The 23,284-nt window shown below is 69.3% G+C and carries 22 protein-coding genes; 10 read left to right on the top strand and 12 right to left on the bottom strand.

The features are described 5' to 3' along the window. The first annotated feature begins 296 nt into the window (after nt 1-296). The 4 genes from ACLVWQ_RS12595 to ACLVWQ_RS12580 all read left to right on the top strand — a co-directional run bounded on the left by ACLVWQ_RS12595 (nt 297) and on the right by ACLVWQ_RS12580 (nt 3,231). On the top strand, nt 297-1,550 hold the full coding sequence (locus ACLVWQ_RS12595; RefSeq protein ID WP_414108529.1) for a helix-turn-helix transcriptional regulator: 1,254 nt from the start codon (nt 297-299) through the stop codon (nt 1,548-1,550). Between the two features lie 14 nt (nt 1,551-1,564). Continuing rightward, entirely contained in the window at nt 1,565-1,930 is a 366-nt protein-coding gene (locus ACLVWQ_RS12590) for a hypothetical protein (RefSeq protein WP_414108527.1), read from the top strand. A 235-nt stretch (nt 1,931-2,165) separates the two neighbouring features. After that, a complete protein-coding gene (locus tag ACLVWQ_RS12585; protein ID WP_414108525.1) occupies nt 2,166-2,612 on the top strand; it encodes a hypothetical protein in 447 nt (148 codons plus the stop codon). Between the two features lie 52 nt (nt 2,613-2,664). Further along, nucleotides 2,665-3,231 (top strand): hypothetical protein, encoded by a 567-nt coding sequence (locus ACLVWQ_RS12580; protein ID WP_414108524.1) that lies wholly within the window; start codon nt 2,665-2,667, stop codon nt 3,229-3,231. Between the two features lie 262 nt (nt 3,232-3,493). Here ACLVWQ_RS12580 and ACLVWQ_RS12575 read toward each other — a convergent pair whose 3' ends face one another. Next, complete coding sequence (locus tag ACLVWQ_RS12575) at nt 3,494-3,799, bottom strand: GntR family transcriptional regulator (RefSeq protein WP_414108523.1); 306 nt, start codon at nt 3,797-3,799, stop codon at nt 3,494-3,496. A 169-nt stretch (nt 3,800-3,968) separates the two neighbouring features. On the opposite strand from ACLVWQ_RS12575, the gene ACLVWQ_RS12570 reads away from it, so the two are divergent. Then, nucleotides 3,969-4,256, top strand: a complete 288-nt coding sequence (locus ACLVWQ_RS12570; RefSeq protein ID WP_414108522.1) for a hypothetical protein — start codon at nt 3,969-3,971, stop codon at nt 4,254-4,256. A gap of 8 nt (nt 4,257-4,264) precedes the next feature. Continuing rightward, nucleotides 4,265-4,642, top strand: a complete 378-nt coding sequence (locus ACLVWQ_RS12565) for a hypothetical protein (RefSeq protein ID WP_414108520.1) — start codon at nt 4,265-4,267, stop codon at nt 4,640-4,642. 121 nt (nt 4,643-4,763) lie between these two features. Here ACLVWQ_RS12565 and ACLVWQ_RS12560 read toward each other — a convergent pair whose 3' ends face one another. After that, nucleotides 4,764-6,290: a helix-turn-helix domain-containing protein gene (locus tag ACLVWQ_RS12560; RefSeq protein ID WP_414108519.1), complete on the bottom strand. Its 1,527-nt coding sequence runs from the start codon at nt 6,288-6,290 to the stop codon at nt 4,764-4,766. A 71-nt stretch (nt 6,291-6,361) separates the two neighbouring features. After that, on the bottom strand, nt 6,362-7,273 hold the full coding sequence (locus ACLVWQ_RS12555; protein ID WP_414108518.1) for a LysR family transcriptional regulator: 912 nt from the start codon (nt 7,271-7,273) through the stop codon (nt 6,362-6,364). A gap of 136 nt (nt 7,274-7,409) precedes the next feature. Here ACLVWQ_RS12555 and ACLVWQ_RS12550 point away from each other — a divergent pair, with 136 nt between their 5' ends. Beyond that, the gene (locus ACLVWQ_RS12550; RefSeq protein ID WP_414108516.1) at nt 7,410-7,637 is read left to right on the top strand and encodes a hypothetical protein; all 228 of its coding nucleotides are present in this window, start codon (nt 7,410-7,412) and stop codon (nt 7,635-7,637) included. A 73-nt stretch (nt 7,638-7,710) separates the two neighbouring features. Here the strand turns inward: ACLVWQ_RS12550 and ACLVWQ_RS12545 are convergent, their stop codons facing one another. Then, nucleotides 7,711-8,457 carry an intradiol ring-cleavage dioxygenase gene (locus tag ACLVWQ_RS12545; protein WP_414108515.1) on the bottom strand — a complete coding sequence of 249 codons (747 nt, stop codon included), beginning with the start codon at nt 8,455-8,457 and terminating at the stop codon, nt 7,711-7,713. A gap of 273 nt (nt 8,458-8,730) precedes the next feature. On the opposite strand from ACLVWQ_RS12545, the gene ACLVWQ_RS12540 reads away from it, so the two are divergent. Beyond that, on the top strand, nt 8,731-9,741 hold the full coding sequence (locus tag ACLVWQ_RS12540) for an arabinan endo-1,5-alpha-L-arabinosidase (protein WP_414108514.1): 1,011 nt from the start codon (nt 8,731-8,733) through the stop codon (nt 9,739-9,741). Further along, nucleotides 9,723-11,156 (top strand): family 43 glycosylhydrolase, encoded by a 1,434-nt coding sequence (locus ACLVWQ_RS12535; RefSeq protein WP_414108513.1) that lies wholly within the window; start codon nt 9,723-9,725, stop codon nt 11,154-11,156. The genes ACLVWQ_RS12540 and ACLVWQ_RS12535 overlap by 19 nt, the downstream gene beginning before the upstream one ends. A gap of 115 nt (nt 11,157-11,271) precedes the next feature. On the opposite strand, the gene ACLVWQ_RS12530 is transcribed toward ACLVWQ_RS12535, so the two are convergent. The 8 genes from ACLVWQ_RS12530 to ACLVWQ_RS12495 form a co-directional block, all read right to left on the bottom strand. Beyond that, nucleotides 11,272-12,909 carry a pyridoxal phosphate-dependent aminotransferase gene (locus ACLVWQ_RS12530; RefSeq protein ID WP_414108511.1) on the bottom strand — a complete coding sequence of 546 codons (1,638 nt, stop codon included), beginning with the start codon at nt 12,907-12,909 and terminating at the stop codon, nt 11,272-11,274. 173 nt (nt 12,910-13,082) lie between these two features. Beyond that, a complete protein-coding gene (locus ACLVWQ_RS12525) occupies nt 13,083-14,129 on the bottom strand; it encodes an aldose epimerase family protein (RefSeq protein ID WP_414108509.1) in 1,047 nt (348 codons plus the stop codon). A 105-nt stretch (nt 14,130-14,234) separates the two neighbouring features. Next, a complete protein-coding gene (gene mmsB / locus ACLVWQ_RS12520) occupies nt 14,235-15,479 on the bottom strand; it encodes a multiple monosaccharide ABC transporter permease (RefSeq protein ID WP_414108508.1) in 1,245 nt (414 codons plus the stop codon). A 6-nt stretch (nt 15,480-15,485) separates the two neighbouring features. After that, on the bottom strand, nt 15,486-17,027 hold the full coding sequence (gene mmsA / locus ACLVWQ_RS12515) for a multiple monosaccharide ABC transporter ATP-binding protein (protein ID WP_414108507.1): 1,542 nt from the start codon (nt 17,025-17,027) through the stop codon (nt 15,486-15,488). Nucleotides 17,028-17,059: 32 nt separating this feature from the next. Further along, nucleotides 17,060-18,172, bottom strand: a complete 1,113-nt coding sequence (chvE, locus tag ACLVWQ_RS12510) for a multiple monosaccharide ABC transporter substrate-binding protein (protein ID WP_414108506.1) — start codon at nt 18,170-18,172, stop codon at nt 17,060-17,062. 132 nt (nt 18,173-18,304) lie between these two features. Then, nucleotides 18,305-19,273 (bottom strand): hypothetical protein, encoded by a 969-nt coding sequence (locus ACLVWQ_RS12505; protein WP_414108505.1) that lies wholly within the window; start codon nt 19,271-19,273, stop codon nt 18,305-18,307. A 175-nt stretch (nt 19,274-19,448) separates the two neighbouring features. Next, nucleotides 19,449-20,486, bottom strand: coding sequence for a zinc-dependent alcohol dehydrogenase (locus tag ACLVWQ_RS12500; protein ID WP_414108503.1), 1,038 nt, complete (start codon nt 20,484-20,486; stop codon nt 19,449-19,451). A 145-nt stretch (nt 20,487-20,631) separates the two neighbouring features. Further along, nucleotides 20,632-21,792 (bottom strand): mandelate racemase/muconate lactonizing enzyme family protein, encoded by a 1,161-nt coding sequence (locus ACLVWQ_RS12495; RefSeq protein ID WP_414108502.1) that lies wholly within the window; start codon nt 21,790-21,792, stop codon nt 20,632-20,634. Nucleotides 21,793-22,062: 270 nt separating this feature from the next. On the opposite strand from ACLVWQ_RS12495, the gene ACLVWQ_RS12490 reads away from it, so the two are divergent. Next, entirely contained in the window at nt 22,063-22,806 is a 744-nt protein-coding gene (locus tag ACLVWQ_RS12490; protein ID WP_414108501.1) for a hypothetical protein, read from the top strand. The last annotated feature ends 478 nt before the right edge of the window (nt 22,807-23,284 follow it).

Here is a 23,284-nt window from a genome sequence, read left to right as displayed (position 1 = left end):
CCGCACATGCGTCACCTGGCCCCAAGACCGGCCGGAGTCACGGGAGACCCGGAGCGTCATGAGAACTCGCTGTTCGTCACCCAGGTACTGCGCCCGCGCGCTGCCGTCCGGCTCGCGCGCCAGAGCTTCGCTTCTTGTGGTCATGACCGAACTCCTTTGTGAATCCCGTTGCTCGTCCGGGGCAACATCCAGGAAAGCGCCATGAGCCGGCGGTCTCCACGGCATCGATGCGGCAGTCTTGACGCAGGTCCGTGCACGGGCGCCGAAGGGGCCGCAGCCCTTGGGAAGGGGGCACCATGGGACTGGCGGAACGGCGCAGGGCCCTGGGCTACAGTCAGGAGAAGCTGGCCGAGTCGCTGGGTGTGGACCGCACAACAATCGGACGCTGGGAAAGCGGGAGAGTCGCTCCTCAGCCGCCTCAGCGACGGGGTCTGGCCGCCACCCTCGAAGTGAGCCTCCAAGAGCTGGACGTCATCCTGAAGCCACCGCGAGCCGCAGGCCAGGAGAATGCCGGTCACCAGTCCAGTGTTTCCCCTAGCGAGGGAGATTCCGACGAAATGATCCGCCGTGAATTCCTCCGCATACTGACTGTCAGCGGAGCCCTTAATGCCCTGCCGGTCGAGGAGGCCGAGGCTCTGACCGAGGGCGTCCGTCGGGGAGCACCTGCCGACTTCACGCGTATGAACAGACACCTCTGGCAGGTCTACCGACTGGCCCGCTCCAAGAACTCTGTCTGTCTCGTCGTCCGGGACCAACTGACGATGCTGAACGAGGCGCTGGCAGGCAACCATGGCAGTGCGCGGCCCCTGCTGAGGGCGGCTGCCGACCTCTTTCAGCTGGCCGGCGAGGTGGCGTTCGACGGCAATCGGTACGCCGACGCGGCCGCTTCGTACTCGCTTGCCGCGTCGGCCGGCAAGGACGCCGAAGCGTACGACCTGTGGGCATGCGCGCTTGTCCGTCACGCCTACGTGGACATGTCCGAGAAGCGGTACCGGCAGACCGCACAGATGCTTGACGCGGCCGGGCGACTGGCCGACCGAGGGGACAGCAGTCTTGCGACCCGGCAGTGGGTCGCGTCCGTCCAGGCCGAGGCGTACGCCGGCCTCGGTGACCTGGACGCGTGTGAGCGCGCGCTGGACCGGGCGGAGAGTGTTCGCGACCTCGGCGCGGACAGTGTCAACGCGGGATGGCTTCGGTTCAACGGCGCGCGTCTGGCGGAGGAGCGGGGGTCGCGCTACGTACAGCTCGGCCGTCTGGACCTGGCGGAGAACGCCTTGAGGGACGCCCTGGGGCAGACAGCCCTGGCGGCCGGGCAGTCCTACCGACGCCGCGGAGCGGTGCTCGCCGGCCTGGCAGCTGTCGGTGCGAAGCGGCGGGACATCGACCAGGTGGTGGAGTACGGCAGGGAAGCCGTCGAACTGGCTCGATCCTCAGGATCGGGGTACGTCGCCCGTAGACTCCAAGCGCTGCGTGACGAGTTCGCTCCCGTGAGCCGTGACCACCGCGTGGCGGAGCTGGGGGCGGAGATCGCCGCTTTGCACACGCAGTGATGAGAGGGGTAGGCATGCCGCAGACCGAGGGTGCGCGACTGTTCCGGGAGACCTGGATCGCCGGAGTCCGCCAGCACTTTCCGGGAGAGCCGAAGGCCGGCTACGTCACGCCGTGGGACGACACCCCGCAGTGGGAGCGCGAGGCTGCGGGTTCCGTCTATGAGCAGGTCCGCCACTTCGTCGAGATCAGCGACGGCACTACGGCGCGGCTGTCCCGAGAGCAGAAGAGCCGCTTCGTCGCGACGTGCTGGACGGCGCAGATGTTCAAGCATTTCGAGGACCCGAAGCCCGGCTACGTGGCCGACTGGCCCGACCTGCCGCCCTGGCAGCAGGAGACCGACGCCGACATCTTCGAGGCCATCGAGAAGGCCCTGAGCTGATCACCAGCGGGCTCTCGGACCTGGATCGCTCGCGAGCGGCTGCGGGGCAGGCCTGAGGGCGCAGTTGTTCCCCGGGTGGCGTCCGCATCCACTGCGGCATGCGCCAGTCGTGGCTCGGCCGCGCCGGTAGCCCTTCCTGACACTCACGCCGGCGGAACCGTTTCGCCAGGCGTCGTGTCCTTCTTCGCGGAAGGTGGTTCCACGCCACGGGACCGCCCGTGAAGGGGGATGGGCCATGGGGCAGTTGCGCGAGGGGGCGCGGATAGGGGCTTGGGCCGTCGGCGGGGTCATCGGACTGGCGGTGCTGTACGTGGTCGGGGTGTTCGCCTTCGGCGGTGCGGCGTGGATCACCGCCCCCTTCCGCGGTGAGGGGGACGAGCGCGAGAACGTCGTCGCCTCGGGCGAGTTCCGGCAGACCACGTACGAGGAGTTCTTCGATCTGTGCGAGGCCGTGCAGAACGCCGAGGGGACGATCCAGGTGCTCAAGGAGGAGCGGAAGACCGCTTCGGAGACCCGCACGACGCAGATCGACCAGTCGGTCACCGCGCTGAAGGCCACGCGGATCGAGTCGGTCAACGACTACAACTCGAAGGCCGCCCAGGAGCACCGCGCGCCCTTCCGTGACAAGGATCTGCCGTACCGGCTGGATGTCGCCGCCGAGCGCACCAAGTGCACCGACTGATCCCCGTCCCGTCCTGATCTCCACCCTCATTCCAGGAAGAGGGCAGCACCGTATGAAGAAGTTCGCACGCATGGCCCTGGCCGCCGTTGTCGCGCTCGTCGTGGGCCTCGCCTTGACGTCCTGCACCGGCGACTCCAGCCAGGACAAGGAGAACAAGGCCAAGCAGAGCAACTACGACCACCTCGTGGCCCAGCAGCCGGCGGGCCGCATGGAGTACTCACCGACCCGGGAAGCGATCAACCAGTGGGTCAAGACGTGGGGGAAGCGGGGCAAACTCTCGTACGTCTACATCCAGAACGCCACGGGCGAGTACGGGTACTTCATCATGAAGGGCCTGCCGGTGCCGCGCTGCAAGATGCTCACCCCGACAGAGAGGGTGGAGTCGTCCGACCGTGGCGTCGCGGTCCTCGCACAGCCCGGCATGGACGGCACGTACACGTCGGGTTCGACCTGCAACGCCTACTACGGTTTCGATGCCACGACGGGCGCGTACATGGAGTTCACGGTCGGCACGAACCAGTCCTTCTTCCTGTTCGACAAGCCCATGACGATGCCGGAGTACGCCAGCGCCAAGCAGCTGGGCCCGACCTCGGTGAAGGACGTCGAGAAGCGCCCCTGAGCGATCGGGGGCCGGTCGGCGGAGTCCCTGCCCCGTGACCCGTCAAGCCCCTTGGCGAGTTCGACGGCGTCCTGTCGGGCGGGGGTGACGGTCGAGACCTGCACATGCTCACTCATGCCACGAGCGTAACGGCCGGGAGTCGTAGCCCTTCTGTCGAGCGCCGAGCCCCAATTCGCTGCGGCCGTCACGAAGTACGACCGGCAGAGCGCGTTCGTCATCGGTCATCCGGCGTCTGTCTGATGGGGCAGCCCACAGGCAAGACTCAGGCGTCCGGCGCGCCATCGTCGGGCTCGTCGCCGGGTGGCTGTTCGGCGACGAAGGATCCCTTGCCGCGCACGGTGATGATGAGCCCGCGCTCGCGCAGTTCCTGAGCGGTACGCCGTGCGGTGAGCCGTGCGACGCCGTACTCGTCGGCGAGGTGGTTCTCCGAGGGGATGGGCCTGTCCGGTGCCAGCTCGCCAGACTCGATTTTCCTGGCGATGACGTCGGCCAGCTGTACGTAGAGCGGTCGTGCGCTCAGCGGGTCCAGGGTTGCCTTCGGCTCTTCCGGCTCTTCCTTGTCGCTCATATGTCCAACGTAGAGCGATGGTGACTTCCACGATCGTGTGGATCCCTCTGTACTTGTATGCAGAGGGCTGCATCCCGATGTAGCGTCTGAGGTGATCTGGGACGAAAGGTCCCCGGCGAGGTGGCTAGACCTCCCGGGGCACGGCCAACGCTGAATCAGGAGCGTCGACATGCACGACCCTATCCGTCGCACCCTCGAATGGATGCGTCTCCTCTTCTGCGCGGGCACCGGTAAACGGCGCCGTACCCGCCATCGCGCCTACGTCTGCCTCCACATCTCCGCCGTACGGCACCCCTCAGCGCCCCTGCCGCCACGGCTTCCCCGCCACCGTTCCCCGTACGGGCTCGCCACCCCTCTCGACGGTTCCCACCCCGCCCTCGTACGCCCCTACCTCGCCGCCGATCTGGGGATCGACCTCGACGGGTGCCTGGTCGGCGCGCGGGAGGTGGCTGCCTGATGGAGCGCATGACGGATCGTCTGACGGAACACACCGACGAGCCCGCGACGGTGACGAGCCCCCTCGCGCCCCGCCTCCTGCCCTGGCCGTCCCTCGACGGCAGACCCAACTACCTGATCACGGACAACGATGGCGGATACCTGTCCCGCCTCGCCGACGAGCTGGAGGCGGCGCAGCTCTCCATGGGCGTCGACGTGCTCACCCTCGCGCGTCCGCTGCTGGACGACCCGATGTCGCCGTACACGGAGGTCCGCTACGCGGGCATCCGGCTGGCCGAGTGTCTGGCCGACGCCCTGCGGGTGGCCGAGTCACGGGGCATGCGTCTGCCCGCCACGCCGGACGGCGAGAACGGTGGGGAGGCCGGCCGGGAGGTATCGACCGAATGACCGCCCTCGACGCCCGTCCGACACCGGCCGTTCCCGCAGGACCGGGCGGAGCCGAACCGCCGCGCGGCGGAGCCGCGGCGAATGGCCTCCCCCGTGGGCCATCCGCCGCGCACTGTGCACGTTATGAGGCGACGTGCGTCGTCGGCCACCGTGCACGCTGGCCAGATTCGCGCGACAGGTGTGCACGCTGTCCACCCGTCACGCGCAGGGCGTGTACGAGGTCGTGGATGCCTGAACCGGTGGTCAGCAGGTCGCGGTTGAGGAGGCGTTCGGCGGCTCGCAGGTGGGTGCGGACCGTGTTGCGGCTCAGGCCCACCCGCGCCGCCGTTCGCTGCGCGTCGGTGTTGGCGTCGATCCAGGCCGCCACGGTGAGGTACAGATCGCGGTGCCGGGTGTCGCACAGCGGGTGCAGGAAGGGCTCCGCCCAGGTCGTGGCGGCGTACGTGCGCAGCAGCTCACCGAGTGGCGGCGCGACCTGCTGGGCGGCGTCGGCGGGGTCGGACGGGAGCGCGTTGAGGGACAGGGCCAGATCGAGCTCGGCCCGGGTACGGACCTCGCCGAGGTCGATGCCCAGCGCCTCCTCCGCCCGGCGGCAGTGGGCCGTCACCGTGGTGCGGCTGAGGTGCAGCAGGCGGGCCACGCCGGACCGGGAGAACGTCACGGCCAGGCGGACGACGTCCACCGTCGGCTTGGGCACGTCCTGCAGCGGCTCCAGATACGCGCTCGCCCAGGCGACGGCCGCCCGGCGGGGCAGTACGTGCACCAGCGAGGGCCGTCCCCGGTAGGCGGCCAGCCGGCCGGGGGAGTTACGGGCCACGGCGAGGGCGTGCACGGCTTCGCCGTAGGCCTCGCCGGTGGCGGCGAGCGGATGGGGCCGGCTGACCCCCAGCGCGTACCCGGGGTTCTCCCTGACGAGCCGGCGCAGCACCTCACCCTGCTGGAAACGGCCGCCGAGTTCCGGGTCCTCGGCGACAGGGCAGATCAACTGCTCCTTGAACACCGGGCAGTTCACCATCAGCCCCGGGCCGTGGTAGCCCGACGGGTCCAGATAGGTCCGGGTCAGCCGGTCGCGGTCGGCGGGCGTGCAGTGCAGGAGATGGACCCGGACGCGCTCCGCGTTCAGGATCGGCGGGACGTCGCCGGTGGTCATCCGCCGGGCCATCGTGACGTCCCCCGCCAGCAGGGCCGTCAGCACCGCGAAGCGCAGTTGCGCCGCCTTCGCCTCGTACCCCCGCGTGCCGTCGTCGGCCTCCGACGCCCGGCTCAGCAGGTCGACGATGCCGCCCGCCTGCGAGGCCAGCGCGGCGGACTCCCGCGGCAGCGCCGACGCGCTGACGGTCACCAGCACCGGACGCGGCTCGCGCCCTCCGAACGCTTCGAGGCGTACCTCCAGCTCACCGACCCGGGTGGTGGCCGCGGCCACCTGCCCACCGGCCAGGCGCGCCACGTGCGAGGTCAGCGCGGACACCGTCCGCCGGGGGAATCCGGCCGTGGCCGCCTCGACCGCGCCCCCGCGCCCGATCCACGCGACGTCCGCCCCGATGCGCCGGCGGAGCATCTCCAGCACCTCCGCCGGGCTGCCCTGCCGCCGCACGAACCGCAGCAACTCGTCGAGACCCTCCCCGTGTCCGTGCCCCAGTACCTCCACAGCCCCTCACCTTCCCGGCACCGCGTCCACCGCCTCTGTGGTCGGCACCCTAGTCCGCCGTCCCGTGGTGTTCACGACACCGCTGTGGTCGCCAGTTCCCGTAGCGCGCCCAGGGCCGCCGCGACCGCCGGGCGTCCGTGGCCCCCGGCCCGGGTGCAGGTGAGGAGTTTGCGGTGCGGGACGCCGGTGCAGCGGACGCGGGTGATCGGCAGGTGGGGGGCGAGGTGGGCGATCCGGGGGACGAGGGCGACACCGAGTCCGTGGGCGACCAGGTGGGCCATGGCGTTCCAGTCCATCGCCCGGTGGACGACCTCGGGGGTGAAGCCGGCGGCGCCGCACGCGGACAGTACGTGCGGGAGGCAGGGGCTGTCCGGGACCGGCGCGATCCAGTCCTCGCGCGCCGCCTCCGCCACGTCCACCCCTTCACGCCCCGCCAGCCGGTGCGTCTCGGGTACGACCAGGTCGAACGGGTCGTCCAGGAGCGGCTGTTGATCGAAGCGGGCGTCGCCGAGCGGTGGGTTGCGCGACGTCGCCTCGACGATCGCGAGGTCGGTCCCGCCCTCGAAGAGCAGGTCGAAGCTCTCCGGCACCTCCACCTCCTGGATCCGCACGACCAGCCGGGGGTGCCGGTCGCGCAGCCGGGCCGCCATCGGGGCGAGCAGCACCGAGACGGCCGTCGGGAAGCCGGTCACGCGCAGCAGTCCGGCCGGATCGTCGTGGTCGGCCTCGGCCCGCAGGTCGAGCTCCGCCTGGTCCCAGCGGGCCTGGATCGCGTCGGCGTGCGTGAGCAGACTCCGCGCGGCCGGGGTCAGCCGGACACCGCGCCCCTGCGGCTCCAGCAGGTCCACCTTCAGCTCACGGCCGAGCTGGCGGACCTGCTGGGAGGCCGCGGAGGTCGTCAGATGCAGGGCGCGGGCGGCGGCGGTCACCGTGCCGTAGTGCTCGACCGCCCGCAGGACGTGGAGTCTGCGCAGGTCAATCATGGAGGACATTGTAAAGGCTGGGCTTCAAGGTGTGGTCCAGAAAGACAACCTGGACGTACATGGAGGTGCCGTTGCACGCTGGCTGTGTCGCGACGTCCGGACGGCTCGTACGGCCACCCCCTAGGAGGAGTTGACGATGACCAGCACAGCCCAGGAGGCCGGTACGGCGCGGGGTGGGCGGCCCGGGGGTGACGCGTGCCCGTACTGCGGGTGGCCGGACCGTGCGGAGCCCTTCCAGGTGGTGTCGCGGCACGGCACCGCGGGCGGCCAGACGGTGTGGACGCGCTGTGGGTGCGGGTCGCTCCAGGTGCGGGTCGTGGACGCGGGCGGGATGCGGGTGCTCAGCCGCGGTGGGGTGGGGTGACGGGGGGCGATGTCCCTGCGGGCCCGGTGGGGGCTGGTCGCGCAGTTCCCCGCGCCCCTGAAAGACGGGGCGATCAGCCGGATTCGACGCCCAGCGTCAGGGCTCCCGTGTAGCCCGCCGTCGGTGAGCTGCCCAGTGGAGTGAGGGTCAGGAGTCCGGAGGCGGCGCCTCCGTCGTCGTAGATGCCGTCCTGCGCGAGCGTCGTACGCGGCACCGTGTTGGCCGCGTACACGGGTACCCGCGCGACCTGCGTGGTGAGGGACTCGTCGAAGAACAGCTGCCCGGTGTGCAGCTCCTGGCCGCCCTCGAAGGAGCCGTCGGGGGTCAGCGTGACGTCGGTGTGCACCTTGATGTGGACGTGGACGCAGCGCCCCCGGTACCAGCCGGGGTAGACCGTGGTGAGGCGCGCGACGCCGTCGGAGCCCGTCAGGACCCCGCCGCGCAGGAACGTGCCGTTGTCGGGTTCGTCGTGCCCGTTCCCGCCGACGAACCCGGAGTACTCGCCGAGCGCGTCGCAGTGCCAGATCTCCACCAGCGCGTTCGCGAGCGGGGCGCAGGTGTCGTCGTCGACGACGGTGAGCACGAGGTGCAGGGGGATGCCGGTCTTGTCCTCGCTGATGTCGGCGCGGACCAGCTGTCCGTCCAGGTAGTACGGGCCTTCGGTCATCTCCTTCGTGAGGGTGCAGACGGCCGCGGAGGCCGCCGGCGCCCGGTCGGCCGCGGTGGGGGTGTCCTGGACCGTGGCGCCCACGGTCAACGCCGCCGCGGTGGCACCCGTGGCGATGAGCAGGGTTCGACGTCCGATCGATGTGTCTGTCATGAACACGGCACCTTAGGAACGGAAGCTGTCGGGACGCTGTGTGTCGGGCAAAGTGACGATGCGTCAAGTCTCTTGTGAGACAGCCGGGGTGCCGAAAAACTTTCGACGTTTCCCGGGGCGCGAGGTGCTGTGCGAACCGTTGACGCGCGAGGGGTTCGATTCTACGGTCCCGTTCGAAGTCGTGACCAATGTCCGTGATGTCGAACAACTCGTCGCGGGCGACTCCCCCCACTCGCAGCCCCACTCACAACCCCCACTCGTAGGAGGATCCGCGTGAGCCGCACCTCCAGCACCTCCAGCAGGGCCAGCCGGACCAGCCGTACCAGGACCCGCCGGGCGGCGCTTCTCGCCCTGCCCGCCGCCGTCCTGCTCGCCCTCGTCCCCAGCACCGCCTCCGCGTACCCGAACCCGGGCACCGTCACCGGCTCGACCGTCGTCCACGACCCGACGATGATCCGCACCTCGTCGGGCCGGTACCTGCTGTACGCCACCGGCGGCGGCCTCGGCTACAGGACGTCGACCGACCGCATCGCCTTCAGCGCGGGCGCCGACGCCTTCGGCACCAAGCCGAGCTGGTGGGCGGGGTACGCGACCGAGGCCTGGGCGCCCGACATCTCGTACCAGGGCGGCAAGTACCTGATGTACTACGCCGTCTCGACCTTCGGCTCGAACAAGTCGGCCATCGGCCTCGCCGGTTCGACGACCGGACTGCCGGGCTCCTGGAGCGACTACGGCACGGTCTACACGTCCACCACCTCCAGCGACTACAACGCCATCGACCCCAACCTCTTCGTGGACGGCGACGGCAAATGGTGGCTGTCCTTCGGCAGTTGGTGGACCGGGCTGAAGATGATCCAGATCAACCCGTCGACCGGCAAGCAGCTCTCGACCAACACCACGCGCTACTCGATCGCGTCCCGTCCGACCGGCACCAAGGCCGTCGAGGCGCCGTACATCGTCAAGCGCAACGGCTACTACTACCTGTTCGCCTCGTACGACACCTGCTGCGCCGGCACCAGCTCCACGTACAAGGTCAAGGTCGGCCGGGCCACCAGTGTCACCGGGCCGTACTACGACAAGAGCGGCGTGGCGATGACGAACAACGGCGGGACGCCCGTACTGGAGTCGCACGGGCGGTACATCGGCCCCGGCGGCCAGTCGATCATGGCGGACTCGGACGGCGACCTGATCGTCTACCACTACTACGACGGCCAGGACAACGGCACTCCCAAGCTCGGCATCAACCTCCTGAACTGGAGCAGCGGATGGCCCGTCGCCTACTGACCCTGCTGGCGGCGCTGCTCCTCGCCCTGTCCGTGGGGCAGCCGTCGGCGAGCGCGGCCACCTTCAGCAACCCGGTCAAGTCGGTGAAGGGCGCCGACCCCTGGATCTCGTACCACGACGGCAACTACTACCTGGTGACGACGAGTTGGACCGACGTCATCACCATGCGCAAGGCGCCGACCCTGGCCGGGCTCTCGACCGCGCCCAGCGTGCAGGTGTGGAAGGGCGACGCGGCCTCGCGCTGCTGCAACATCTGGGCGCCCGAGCTCTTCTACTCCGGCGGCAAGTGGTACCTGTACTTCGTCGCCGGGCAGAACGTCTCCGACTACAACCCGACCCAGCGCACCCACGTCCTGGAGAGTTCGGGATCCGACCCGCTGGGCCCGTACACGTACAAGAACCAGCTCAACAGCGCCTGGATGCTGGATCCGAGCGTCATGAACGTGAACGGGCAGCTGTATCTGCTGGGCAGCGCGAGCGGCGGGACGCAGAACCTCGTCATCGCGCCGATGTCCAACCCGTACACGCTCAGCGGTTCCTTCTCGACGATCTCGACACCCACGTACGGCTGGGAGACGTCGGGCGGGACGGTGAACGAGGGGCCCGAAGTGCTCCAGCGGGGCGGGGTGACGCGGATCATCTACTCGGCGAGCGGCTGCTGGACGCCCGACTACAAGCTCGGGCAGCTGACCCTGACCGGCTCCAACCCGCTGTCCGCGTCGTCCTGGACGAAGAAGTCGACGCCGGTCTTCCAGCGCAACGACGCGGCGGGGGTGTACGGGCCCGGCCACAACGGGTTCTTCACCTCGCCCGACGGCAGCGAGAGCTGGATCGTCTACCACGCCAACGACAGCGCGAGCGACGGCTGCGACAACGGGCGGACCACGCGGGCGCAGAAGTTCACGTGGAACGCGGACGGGTCGCCGAACCTCGGTACGCCGGTCGCGCTCGGGGCGAGTCTGGCGGGGCCGGCGGGGGAGCCTTCGAGTACGTCGACGACGTACACGCTCACCAATCGCAACAGTGGCAAGTGCCTTGAGGTGGTGGGTGGTTCGACCGCCGACGGGGCCAATGTCCAGCAGTACGCCTGCAACGGCGGGAACCATCAGAAGTGGCGGGTGGAGGACCGGGGCGACGACACGAGCCGGCTGGTGAACGTGGCGTCGGGGAAGGTGCTGGACACGGCGGACTGCTCCACCGCGGACGGGGCGGACCTGCGGCAGTGGTCCTGGCTCGACAACACCTGCCAGCGGTTCCGGTTCCTGGTCACGAGCGACGGCTACACGCGGATCGTGAACCAGGCGACGGGGAAGGTCGCGGATGTCGCGGACTGCTCCACCGCCGACGGAGCGGACGTCCGTCAGTGGACCTGGCTGAACAACACGTGCCAGCAGTGGCGCTTCACCGCGACGTGACACCGAGGCCGGCCGGGTGCGGCCCCGGCGGGGGCCGATCGCGCAGTTCCCCGCGTCCCTGAAAAGGGGCGCGGGGAACTGCGCGATTCTTTTCGGCGCGCCTGGCGGCCCGGCCTCAGCCCACCCCCGTCGCCGCGCCGGCCGCAGGCCACCCCGCTCCGTTGGACGCCCCGGCCGTGTTCGGCCAGCCCGCCGGCTGCTGGGGCGGTACGGGCTGCTGCTGAGGCACCGGCTGCGGCATCGCCTGGGGCTGCTGCGGGAACCCCTGCTGCGGATACCCCTGGGGGTTCAGCGCGGTCAGCCCGCCCGGCATGCCGTTCGTGCCCCGGGTCTGGGCGGCCGTCAGCGGCTGCGGCTGCCCGACCACCCCGTTCGCCGCGGCCACCATCGGCTGGGGCGGCTGCTGCTGCGGCGCCACCGGCGCCGGCATCTGTACCGGCATCGGCACCGGCTGTGGTTGCGGCTGCTGGACCATCCCGTTGAGACCGGCGGTGAGCGGCTGGGGCTGCGGAACCATGCCGTTCGCCGCACTCGCCAGCCCCGGGAAGCCCTGTCCGTTGGTCGAACCGACGAGCCGGTCGACGGCCGCCGTGCCCGAGCTGTAGCTGGTCCCTGTGCTCAGCTCGGGCACGGCGTTTCCCCTCCTGGTCCCGTAGAGCACCGACTCCAGGCCGGACACCAGGCGTCGGACGTCTGCCTGGGGGCGCACCACGAGCCGCAGGAAGCGGCTGGACGAACCGATCTTGTTGCCGCACTCGCGGACCAGGACCCGGTGCTCGGTCAGCAGCCGGTCCCGGACCACGGTGCCTTCGGCGCCCACGGGGAGGCGCACGAAGAGGAAGTTGCCCTGTGAGGGGTAGACCGTCAGACCCGGCAGCGCGGAGAGCTGGTGTGCCATGTCGAGCCGGTCGCGGCGCACCAGTTGCAGGCTCTCCAGGTACTCGGGCCCGTGGTTCTTGAGCATGAAAACCACGGTCTCCGCGAAGGCGTTCAGGTTCCACTTGGGCAGCATCGAGCGGATCCTGCCCGCAAGGCCGGGGTTGGCCACCATGTAGCCGAACCGGATGCCGTGCAGTCCGAAGTTCTTGCCGAGGCTGCGCAGCACGATGACGTTGGGGCGCATCACCGCTTCCTCGACGATGCTCGGCTCGTTCTCCGCGTCGGCGAACTCCAGGAACGACTCGTCGATGACGATCAGGTCCAGATCGGCGAGCGCGTCGCAGAAGGCCAGAACCGTCTGCCGGGGCAGGAAGCCGCCGTCGGGGTTGTTCGGGTTGCAGATGACGGCCGCGCGGGTGCCGCGGGAGCGGATGAACTGGATGTACTGCGCCGGGTCGAGGGCGAAGCCGTTGCTCTCCTGGAGCGGGAACATGTCGACGCGCTTGCCGGTCTCCAGCGGCTGGTCGGTCCAGCGGCCGAAGGTGGGGACGGGGATGGCGAGCGACTCCCGGACCAGCAGGTGATCGATCCAGGTGATCAGTTCGGTGGATCCGTTGCCCATCGCCACGCACTGCGGCGGGAGTTGGAGCAGGTTGCACAGTTCGGCGGTGATGGTGTCCGCGCTGCTCGGGTAGTACGTGATGATGTCCCGCAGCCGGTGGGTCAGCTCGTCGAACATCGCGGGCGTGGGGAAATACGGATTGCACGGGATGCAGAAGTCCAGCGGACCCGCCTCCCCGCTCTCGCGTGCCAGCGCGGCCATCGAGGGGCTGTGCGCGCCGGTGCGGAACAGCGAGGTGACATTGTCGGCCATGGACCCTCCGTCCTTGAGGGGCGGCCCGTGCGGGGATACGCGGGCCGCTCCTAAGTACGGGCGGAGGACTGCCTGTGTTCAACTGATGGGAAAGCTGGGGAGATTGGCGTACGCCGGAGCGTTTGGGGCACGTTTCGGGTAACGCGCACGCGTCGTCTACCCGCGTCGTGTGTTCAGAAACCGAACGAGTGGACCGTCGTCGACCGGTACGTCTCGCCGGGCCTGAGCACGGTCGACGGGAACTCCGGACGGTTCGGCGAGTCGGGGAAGTGCTGGGTCTCCAGGCACAGCGCGTCGCCCTGCCGGTAGGCCCGGCCGCCGGACCCGACGAGGGTGCCGTCCAGGAAGTTGCCCGTGTAGAGCTGTACGCCGGGCTCGGTCGTCGCGATGCTCAGGGTGCGGCCGGAGACCGGCTCGCGGACGGTCGCGATGTGCTCGGGCCGTGCCGTGAGCCCCTTGTCGAGCACCAGGTTGTGGTCGATGCCCTGGGCATGCAGAAGCTGTGGATCGGCCCGCCGCAGGTCCGCCCCGACCGCCTTGGGCGTACGGAAGTCGAAGGGTGTGCCCGCCACCTCGGCGAGTTCGCCGGTCGGGACGAGGCCCGCGTCGACCGGTGTGTAGCGGGACGCGGCGACGGTCAGCTCGTGGTCCTGGACGGAGCCGGTCCCCTCGCCCGCCAGGTTCCAGTACACGTGGCTGGTGAGGTTGACGACCGTGGTGCGGTCGGTGACCGCCTCGTAGTCGACACGCCAGTCGCCCTGCCCGGTGAGGGTGTAGGTGACCTGCGCCGTCAGGGTGCCGGGGTAGCCCATCTCGCCGTCGGGGCTGGTGCGGCGCAGCACCAGCCCCGTGTCGGAGCCGGACGTGAACTCCGCCACGTCCCAGATCTGCCGGTCGAAGCCCTCGGGCCCGCCGTGCAGGTTGTGGCCGCCGTCGTTGACGGGCAGCCGGTGGTCCTCGCCGTCGAGGCTGAACCGGCCCTTGGCGATGCGGTTGCCGTACCGGCCGATGAGCGCGCCGAAGTACGGGCTGGACGTCTCGTACGCCTCGACGGTGTCGAACCCGAGCGAGACGCCGGCGTACCGGCCGCGGTGGTCGGGGAGTTCCAGGGACTGGACGATGCCGCCGTAACTGAGGACCTTGAGCCGGGTGCCGCCGTTCTCCAGCGACCAGCGGTGGACCAACGTTCCGTCGGCGAGTTCGCCAAAGAGTTCTTTCACCGGTTCCTGACTTCCCGAGACGTGGGTGGTTCATGTCGCGCACAACGCGCACAACAAAAAATGGGGCCCCGTGGACCGTACGTCCACGGGGCCCCACCTGGCACGTTACGAACCGACCTTGCGCTTGTTCCACACATCGAAGCCGACCGCCGCGAGCAGCACCAGGCCCTTGATGACCTGCTGCCAGTCACTGCCGACACCGACGAGGTTCATGCCGTTGTTCAGCACGCCCAGGACGACACCACCGATGATCGCACCCAGGACCGTACCCACACCGCCGCTCATCGACGCGCCGCCGATGAACGACGCGGCGATCGCCTCGAGTTCGAAGTTCACACCGGCCTTGGGCGAGGCCGCGTTGAAGCGGGCCGCGAAGACCAGTCCGGCGAGCGCCGCGAGCATGCCCATGTTGAGGAAGACCAGGAAGGTGACCTTCTTGTCCCGCACACCGGACAGCTTCGCGGCGGGCAGGTTGCCGCCGATCGCGTACACATGACGGCCGATGACGGCGTTGCGCATCACATAGCCGAAGCCCACCACGAGGACGCCGAGGATGATCAGCACCACCGGGGCGCCCTTGTAGCTGGCGAGCATCATCGTCACCGTGAGCACCGCGGCGGTCAGGGCGACGATCTTCAGCAGGAACAGCTTGAAGGGCGGTACGTCGAGCGCGAACTCCTGCTGGCGCCTGCGGTCACGGAACTCCTGCAGCACGATGAACGCGATCACGGCGAAACCGAGCAGCAGCGTGAGGTTGTGGTAGTTGGTGTCCGGGCCGACCTCGGGCAGGAAGCCGTTGGAGACCTTCTGCAGCCCCTCGGGGAACGGGCCGAGGGTCTGACCCTCCAGGAAGATCTCCGTCAGACCGCGGAAGGTCAGCATGCCGGCGAGGGTGACGATGAAGGACGGTATGCCGAGATACGCGATGAAGAATCCCTGCGCGGCTCCCGCGGCGGCGCCCAGGAGCAGGCACAGCACCACGGCGAGCGGCCAGGGGAAGTCGTGCTTGACCATCATCACGGCCGCCACCGCGCCCACGAAGGCGGTGAGCGAGCCGACCGACAGGTCGATGTGGCCCGCGATGATGACGAGCATCATGCCGATCGCGAGAATCAGGATGTAGCTGTTCTGCAGTACCAGGTTGGAGACGTTGCGCGGCAGCAGCAGGTCGCCGTCGGTCCACACCGCGAACAGCGCCACGATCAGGCCCAGCGCGATCAGCATGCCGTACTGCCGCATGTTGCGACGCAGGCCGGCCGTCATCAGCTGCACGAGGCTGTCGCCGCCGGTCGAGCCGCCCTTGCCGGCGGGTGCCGGGGCCGGGGACTTGGCGGTCACGTTCGTACTCATCGCTCTTTACCTCTTGTCCTTCGTCATCTGGCGCATCAGCACTTCCTGCGTGGCCTCGGCCCGCTGGACCTCACCGGTCAGCCGCCCGGCGGACATCGTGTAGATGCGGTCGCACATTCCGAGCAGCTCCGGCAGCTCGGAGGAGATGAAGACGACCGCCTTGCCCTCGGCGGCCAGCCGGTCGATGACCGTGTAGATCTCGAACTTGGCGCCCACGTCGATGCCGCGGGTCGGCTCGTCCAGGATCAGCACGTCGGGCCCCGCGAAGATCCACTTGCTGAGGACGACCTTCTGCTGGTTGCCGCCCGACAGCTTGCCCACCGGCTCGAAGACGGTCGGCGCCTTGATGTTCATCGAGGTGCGGAAGCCCTCGGCGACCTGCCGCTCCTTGTGCTCGTCGACCACACCACCCTTGGAGACCTTGCCGAGGGCGCTGAGCGAGATGTTCCGGTTGATCGTGTCGATGAGGTTGAGGCCGTAGTGCTTGCGGTCCTCGGTCACGTACGCGATCCCGTGCTTGACCGCGTCGGACACGGTCTTCGTCCGGATCTCCGTGCCGTCCTTGAGGACGGTGCCGCCCGCGTACCGGCCGTAGGTGCGCCCGAAGACGCTCATCGCCAGCTCGGTGCGCCCGGCGCCCATCAGCCCCGCGATACCGACGATCTCCCCGCGGCGCACCTGGATCGACACGTCGTCGACCACCTTGCGCTGCTGGTCGAGCGGATGGTGCACGGTCCAGTTGCGGATCTCCAGGGCCGGCGCGGCGCCCACCTCGGGCTGGTGCGGGGTGCGCTCCGGGAAGCGGTTGTCGAGGTCGCGCCCGACCATGCCGCTGATGATCCGGTCCTCGGTGGTCTCCGCGGCCTTCACGTCGAGGGTCTCGATGGACCGCCCGTCGCGCAGGATGGTCACCGAGTCGGCGACCGTCTCGATCTCGTTGAGCTTGTGCGAGATGATGATCGAGGTGATGCCCTGGTCCTTGAGACCCAGGATGAGCTGCAGGAGCTTGCCGCTGTCCTCGTCGTTCAGAGCCGCCGTCGGCTCGTCGAGGATCAGCAGCTTCACCTTCTTCGACAGTGCCTTCGCGATCTCGACGAGCTGCTGCTTGCCCACGCCGATGTCGGCGACGCGGGTGTCGGGGTGCTCGTCGAGCCCGACCCGCCGCAGCAGTTCGGTCGCGTGCTTCAGCGTCTCGGTCCAGCTGATGAAGCCGCGCGTGGCGTGCTCGTTGCCGAGGAAGATGTTCTCCGCGATGGAGAGGTACGGCACCAGGGCAAGCTCCTGGTGGATGATCACAATGCCGTGCTGCTCGCTCGCCCTGATGTCCTTGAACCGGCAGGACTCACCCTCGAAGAGGATGTCGCCCTCGTAGGTCCCGTGCGGATGGACGCCGGAGAGGACCTTCATGAGGGTCGACTTTCCGGCGCCGTTCTCCCCGCAGATGGCGTGGACCTCGCCCGGCCGGACGCTCAGAGAGACGTCCGACAGCGCCTTGACGCCGGGAAAGGTCTTGACGATCGAGCGCATTTCCAGGACGGGTCCCGCCATGGTCGTGCCTTCCAATCCCTAGGAGGTGGCGGTTACTTGACTGCGTCGGCCTTGACGTAGCCGGAGTCGATGACCACCTTCTGGTAGTTGGTCTTGTCCACGCTCACCGGGGTCAGCAGGAACGCGGGCACGACCTTCGAGCCGTTGTTGTACGACTTGGTGTCGTTGATCTCGGGCTTCTTGTCGTTGAGCACCGAGTCGACCATGTTCGCGGCGACCTTCGCGAGCTCACGGGTGTCCTTGAAGACGGTCGCCGTCTGCTGGCCCGCCTTGATCGACTTCAGCGAGGCGACCTCGGCGTCCTGCCCGGTGACGACCGGCAGCGGCTTGTTCTTGGAGCCGTAGTCGTCCGACTTGAGCGCCGACAGGATGCCGATGGAGATGCCGTCGTAGGGCGAGAGCACCGCGTCGACCTTGTCGCTCTTGTACGCCGACGTCAGCAGGTCGTCCATGCGCTTCTGGGCGGTGCCGCCGTCCCAGCGCAGCGTGGTGACCTGGTTGAGCTTCGTCTGGCCCGACTTGATGACCAGCTGCTTCTTGTCGATGTACGGCTGCAGGGCCTTCATCGCGCCCTTGAAGAAGTACTGGGTGTTGTTGTCGTCGTTCGAGCCGGCGAAGAGTTCGAGGTTGAACGGGCCCTTCTTCGAGCCGTCCTTCAGGCCGAGCTTCTCGACGATGTAGCCGCCCTGCAGCTCGCCGACCTTCTCGTTGTCGAACGACGCGTAGTAGTCGACGTTCGGCGAGTTGAGGATCAGGCGGTCGTAGGAGACGACCGGGATGTCGGCTTCCTTGGCCTGCTGGAGAACGTTGTCCAGCGACTTGTTGTCGATCGCCGCGATGATCAGCGCCGACACGCCCTGCGTGATCATGTTCTCGATCTGCGAGACCTGGGTGTCCGGGTCGTCCTCGCCGTAGGCCAGCTTGGTCTTGTAGCCGGCCGCCTTGAGGTTCCTCTCGACATTGGCGCCGTCGGCGATCCAGCGCTCGGAGGACTTGGTCGGCATCGCGATGCCGACGGTGGAACCCTTCGCGTCTCCCTTGTCGCCCTCGCTGCCGCCGTCACTGTCCTGCCCGCAGGCGGAGAGGGTAAGGGCGAGGGAGGCTGCCGCGGCTATGGCGGAGAGGGCTGCCTTGCGATTGCGCATGATCATCTTCCTTGATGCTCTGACGGGCTCGGTCTGGAGTTGTGGGGCGGTGGAGCGCGGATCGACCGAGAGGAGGTGTGTGGGATTGTGTTCGGCCACGTCGGCTTTTGTGAAGGGGGTGTACTCGGAACGTTATGAGGGAATGTCAAAACGTTGGAGCGCGCCCGGCAGTCGGGAGCCGAGCGGTGCCATGTCACCGTCCGCCCCGTGCCGCGCCAGCAGGTCCAGGGCCAGCCGGCCGCGCCGGACCCTCTCCCGTGCCGTGGACAGCGTCAGATCCCTCATGTGATGGCCGTACGGGTAGATCCCGGGGGCCTTGGACAGGCCGAACTTCAGGTACAGCGGTGCGCCGCGCCGTATCAGCTCGGCGACCTCGTACATGCGCACGTAGCCACCGAGATCGTCGGGGGCCTCGATGTACATGTCCATAGGGGCTGCGCTCACTCTGCGGATCTCCGTCAGGTGGTCCAGCGTGAGATCGCTGGGCACGTTGATGGAGTCTCCGCCGAGCTGCTCGTACACGGCGTACGCGGCCGGGTTGACCGGACCGATGAGCGCCGAGACCTTGAGCGTGGTGTCGGCCGGGATGATCCCGGAGACACGGGCCCTGTGCAGGGTCCACAGCACGCCCTCGTCAGCCACGAGGAGGCACTTTACGCCCAACTCCGTTGCGCGCACGGCGTCTTCAAGACAGCCGGCCACCGCGTCGTGACCGCGGGCCCGGGTGCCGCCACCCCGTGAGTCGGTACGGGTCGAGCCGCCGATGTCCCACGTGCCGCGCGGGCCGGTGAAGAGGCACAGCTCGATGTCGCGCTCGGCGGTGGCGTCGACCATCTCGGTGATCTCGGCGTCGGTCAGCATCCAGATACCGCTGCCCTGGCTGATCCGGTGGATCGGCACATCGAGCCGCGAGGACTCCTTGAGGACCACGGCCAGCGCCTCGGGCCCCTCGCACGAGGGGATCTCGGTGCGCCAGCGGCCGCCTCCCGGGAAGGCGTGCGGTGAGGCGTCGGCGGGGGACAGGGCGGGCGCGCCCAGGCCGAGCGCGGCGAGCGCCTGCTCACCGGGTCGACGGGCCGCCTTGGGAGAAGCGTCGGTCACAAGCTTTCCTTAGCTCTGGCAAAGTATGCGTTCGATGCGTTCGACATCCCGGAACTTCGGGATCCCGGGACGTCGGACAGGGTTCGGGTCGGGAGTCGCACGCCGGTACGGAGCGTCAGGTCTCCGCACCGGCGTACGGATCGGGGCCGGGCCGGAAGGGCGCCGCCGAAGCCTGCTAGGGCCGCAGCAGCACCTTGCCGACCTTCGGATCGCCCGACCCCACCAGCTCGATGGCGTGGGCGAACTCGTCCAGCGGCAGTTCGTGCGTGACCAGCGGGAGCGGATCGATGAGACCGGCGCCGAAGACCCGTACCGTGTGCGCCCAGGCATCGGGCGGCGCCCCGAACACGGTGTGCACCTCCAGCTGCCGTACGACGAGATCGGTGGGGTCGAGGCCCTCGGCGCCCGGGGCCGGGATGCCGGTGAGCACCAGCCGGCCGCCGCGCCTCAGCAGGGCGGCGGCGGTGGTCGCGGCGGACGCCGAACCGGCGGTCTCGATCACCACGTCGAAGTCGGCGGGCAGCTCCTGGTCCCGGGTACGGAAGTCGGTGGCGCCGAAGGTCCTCGACAGCTCCTCGCGGTCCGGGCGGGTGCCCACCACGAGCAGCTCCGAGGGCGAACCCGCCTTCAGGAACTGCACCGCGAACATCCCGAGCGTGCCCGTGCCGACGACCGCCACCCGCTCGCCGGGCCGCGCGTTCGCCTTGAGAGCCGCCGCCGCGACGCAGGCCGCGGGCTCCAGGAGCGCCGCCGCCGTCAGATCGGCGTCGTCGGCGAGCACGTGCAGCAGCCGCGCGGGCAGCGTGAGCGTGGCCGCCATCGCTCCGGGCTGGGTGAAGCCCGTCTCCTCGTAGCCGGCCGTGCACAACGTTGTCTCGCCCTCGTGGCAGCGGTCGCAGACCTGGCAGTTGCGGAAGCCCTCGCCCACCACCTTGCGGCCCACGAGCCCCTCGGGGACCCCGGGACCGACCGCCTCGACCGTGCCGGACCACTCATGGCCGGGGACCAGCGGGTAACGGACGTACCCCTCGGGGCGGTTGCCCTGGTACACCTCGCGGTCGCTGCCGCAAATCCCGCTCGCGTGGACCCGTACGAGGGCCTGGCCCGCGGCGGGTGCCGTGGGCTCGTGGGGGGCCAGCCGGTGCTCGCCCGGCCCCTCGATCACGACAGCCTGGGACGAGGCGACGGCGGCGGCCTGGGGTGCGGTGCTCATGACAGCTCCGTGACGGTGGGGCGGGCCGGGATCCCGAGGAGGCGGGGCCCCCTTCGGTCCACCGCGGCGCGCGACCGCGGCGGAGGCGTTCGGCGGCGCTGGACAGCCTCCCACAGGCCCCTGGGCAACTCCGATCCGGGCGCCGTCACTTGGCACCGCCCTTCGGCCTGCGCTGCTCCCAGCCGTCCGCCCACAGGTCGAAGCGCGCCTGCTGCTGCGGGAACTCCGCCGCCGCGTCCGTGTCCAGCTCGACGCCGAGACCGGGCTCGTGCGACAGCTCGAAATAGCCGTCGACGACCTGCGGAGCGCCCTTCACGACCTTCTTGATGTCCGCGTCCGCGAAGTCGTTGAAGTGCTCAAGGATCTTGAAGTTCGGTGAGGTGAAACCGACCTGGAGGCTCGCCGCGGTCAGCACGGGCCCGCCCACGTTGTGCGGCGCGACCAGCACGTAGTGCGCCTCCGCGGTCGCCGCCAGCTTCCGGGCCTCCCAGATGCCGCCGATGTGGCCGACGTCGGGCTGGATGATGTCCACGGCCTGGCTCTCGAAGAGCTCGCGGAACTCGATGCGATCGTGAATGCGCTCACCGGTCGCGACCGGGATGTCGACCTTCGCCGCGACCTTCTCCAGCGCCTTCAGGTTCTCCGGCGGGACCGGCTCCTCCAGCCAGGCCGGCTTGAAGGGCGCGAGGTCCCGGGCGAGCCGGATGGCGGTGGCCGGCGAGAAGCGGCCGTGCATCTCCAGCATCAGCTCGGTCTCCGGGCCGATCGCGTCCCGGACCGCCTCGATCAGCGAGACCGCGTACAGCGACTGCTCGTGGTCGAGTTCGAGGTGGCCCGTCCCGAAGGGGTCGATCTTCAGCGCCTTGTACCCGCGCTCGACGACCGCCTTCGCCGCCTTGTGGTACGCCTCCGGGGTGCGCTCCGTGGTGTACCAGCCGTTGGCGTACGCCTTCACGCGGTCGGTGACCTTGCCGCCGAGCAGCTGCCACACGGGTACGCCCAGGGCCTTGCCCTTGATGTCCCAGCACGCCATCTCGATCACGGCGATACCGGACATCACGATCTCGCCGGCGCGCCCGAAGTCGCCGTACTTCATACGGCGCACGAGATCCTCGACAGCGAAGGGGTCGGAGCCGAGAATGTGATTGGTCTGCGCCTCGCGCAGATAGCCGATCAGCGCGTCGGTGTGCCCCAGCATGCGGGTCTCGCCGACTCCGGTGATCCCCTCGTCGGTGTGCACCTGGACATAGGTCAGGTTGCGCCACGGCGTCCCGACCACGTGAGTGCTGATTCCGGTGATACGCACGGAAATTGCCCCTTGATGCTCTACGGCTCGTACTCTACGGCTCTGTTCGAGATTTCGTCACACGTTCGAAATGCTGGCCAGACAGTAAGGACGGGGCGGCGGCAGTGTCAATGGGTCGTACGGACAACGGTTTCGGACAGGTCGGCGGGAGAAGGCGGCGTATGTTCCGGCCTGTCCCCAACTGAGCACATGGGAACGGGTAGTTCGGCACAGAACCTTCACGGCTGTGCCTGTGAATGTGACCTGGGCGGAGTTTAGTCTTCCGGCGTCATGGACTACTGCCACCCGTGCCAACGGCACCTCAACGGCGCCCTCGCTTGCCCGGGGTGCGGTACATCGGCCGAAGCCTGCCGGGAGTACGCGGCCTCCCTGAAGGACCGCGAGAGCACCGGTGAGCGCGACGAACGCGACGACCTGGGGGACGAGGACGGCGACGGCGGGCCGGAGGGCGGAGCGGGGCGGCGGTCGCGGCGGCGGGGTAGCCGGGGGGCTCGCGGGGTCCGCGCGAACCGGCGGGACCGGAAGGCCGCGTTGCACCGGCGGCGGCGTAAGCGGGTGCTGCTGGTGGCTGCCGGGCTGCTGCTGGCCGCCGGCGGGCTGAGTCTGGCGGAGCTGGGCATAGAGGCGCCGTCGTCCGAGCCGAAGGCGTCGGCGGCGGAGGAGGCGTCGGAGAGTGCGTCGGCGTCTCCGGGGCGGTCGGGTTCCTCCGGGGGCGGTTCGACTTCGTCGGGATCGGCGGACGAGTCCCCGACCCCGACGAAGTCGAAGAAGGCCAAGGACGAGAAGACCGAGACCAAGGACGAAAAGGACAAGGACAAAGGGAAGGGCGAGGGAGAGGAATCGACGGAGGAAGGATCACCGACGGGCGATCCCACGTCGTCACCCCCCGCTTCGAACCCGTCCACCCCGGACGACCCGGAGGCCTCGCCCCCCGCCACCCCGGACCCCACCCCGGACGACCCGACCCCAACCCCGACAGAATCCTGCGACCGCTTCTTGTGGTGGTGCACTTAACCCATGTGTCCCTGGGGGCTTGGGCGGGTTTGTGGGTGCGGGTGCGTGGTGGCTGGTCGCGCAGTTCCCCGCGCCCCTGGGTAGGTGGGGTTCAGGTTCGGTGTCGGGTGCGGCCCGGTGGGGGCTGGGTGCGCAGTTCCCCGCGCCCCTAGGTAGGTGGGGGTTCAGCGGCGCTGTTGGGTGCGCCCCTGACTGGTGGGGGCTCGGGCCGGTTGTTCGGTGTAGGGGGTGTGGCGGGATGTGTGGCCGCAGCGTACGACGACTCCCACCCACCTCCAGGAACGTGGTCGGCCCGACGCGTTTCCGGCTGCGGACGCATGTCCCGACGCACCCCCCACCCGCACCCGACCACCAGCCTCCACCCCCACCCACCCAGGGGCGCGGGGAACTGCGCGCTCAGCCCCCACGCACCCGCAGACAACACACAACCCCAGACCCCACCCACCCAGGGGCGCGAGGAACTGCGCGACCAGCCCCC

This window comes from Streptomyces sp. CWNU-52B, from assembly GCF_047444975.1.
GTDB lineage: Bacteria > Actinomycetota > Actinomycetes > Streptomycetales > Streptomycetaceae > Streptomyces.
The sequence above is the reverse complement of the archived record's forward strand: the minus strand, read 5'-3'. Positions and strand labels throughout refer to the sequence as shown.

Coding starts and splice junctions, on each gene's coding strand:
- ACLVWQ_RS12595 (WP_414108529.1), top strand. CDS start 297: ATGGGACTGGCGGAACGGCGCAGGGCCCTGGGCTACAGTCAGGAGAAG.
- ACLVWQ_RS12590 (WP_414108527.1), top strand. CDS start 1,565: ATGCCGCAGACCGAGGGTGCGCGACTGTTCCGGGAGACCTGGATCGCC.
- ACLVWQ_RS12585 (WP_414108525.1), top strand. CDS start 2,166: ATGGGGCAGTTGCGCGAGGGGGCGCGGATAGGGGCTTGGGCCGTCGGC.
- ACLVWQ_RS12580 (WP_414108524.1), top strand. CDS start 2,665: ATGAAGAAGTTCGCACGCATGGCCCTGGCCGCCGTTGTCGCGCTCGTC.
- ACLVWQ_RS12575 (WP_414108523.1), bottom strand. CDS start 3,799: ATGAGCGACAAGGAAGAGCCGGAAGAGCCGAAGGCAACCCTGGACCCG.
- ACLVWQ_RS12570 (WP_414108522.1), top strand. CDS start 3,969: ATGCACGACCCTATCCGTCGCACCCTCGAATGGATGCGTCTCCTCTTC.
- ACLVWQ_RS12565 (WP_414108520.1), top strand. CDS start 4,265: ATGACGGATCGTCTGACGGAACACACCGACGAGCCCGCGACGGTGACG.
- ACLVWQ_RS12555 (WP_414108518.1), bottom strand. CDS start 7,273: ATGATTGACCTGCGCAGACTCCACGTCCTGCGGGCGGTCGAGCACTAC.
- ACLVWQ_RS12550 (WP_414108516.1), top strand. CDS start 7,410: ATGACCAGCACAGCCCAGGAGGCCGGTACGGCGCGGGGTGGGCGGCCC.
- ACLVWQ_RS12545 (WP_414108515.1), bottom strand. CDS start 8,457: ATGACAGACACATCGATCGGACGTCGAACCCTGCTCATCGCCACGGGT.
- ACLVWQ_RS12535 (WP_414108513.1), top strand. CDS start 9,723: ATGGCCCGTCGCCTACTGACCCTGCTGGCGGCGCTGCTCCTCGCCCTG.
- ACLVWQ_RS12530 (WP_414108511.1), bottom strand. CDS start 12,909: ATGGCCGACAATGTCACCTCGCTGTTCCGCACCGGCGCGCACAGCCCC.
- mmsB (WP_414108508.1), bottom strand. CDS start 15,479: ATGAGTACGAACGTGACCGCCAAGTCCCCGGCCCCGGCACCCGCCGGC.
- mmsA (WP_414108507.1), bottom strand. CDS start 17,027: ATGGCGGGACCCGTCCTGGAAATGCGCTCGATCGTCAAGACCTTTCCC.
- chvE (WP_414108506.1), bottom strand. CDS start 18,172: ATGCGCAATCGCAAGGCAGCCCTCTCCGCCATAGCCGCGGCAGCCTCC.
- ACLVWQ_RS12500 (WP_414108503.1), bottom strand. CDS start 20,486: ATGAGCACCGCACCCCAGGCCGCCGCCGTCGCCTCGTCCCAGGCTGTC.
- ACLVWQ_RS12490 (WP_414108501.1), top strand. CDS start 22,063: ATGGACTACTGCCACCCGTGCCAACGGCACCTCAACGGCGCCCTCGCT.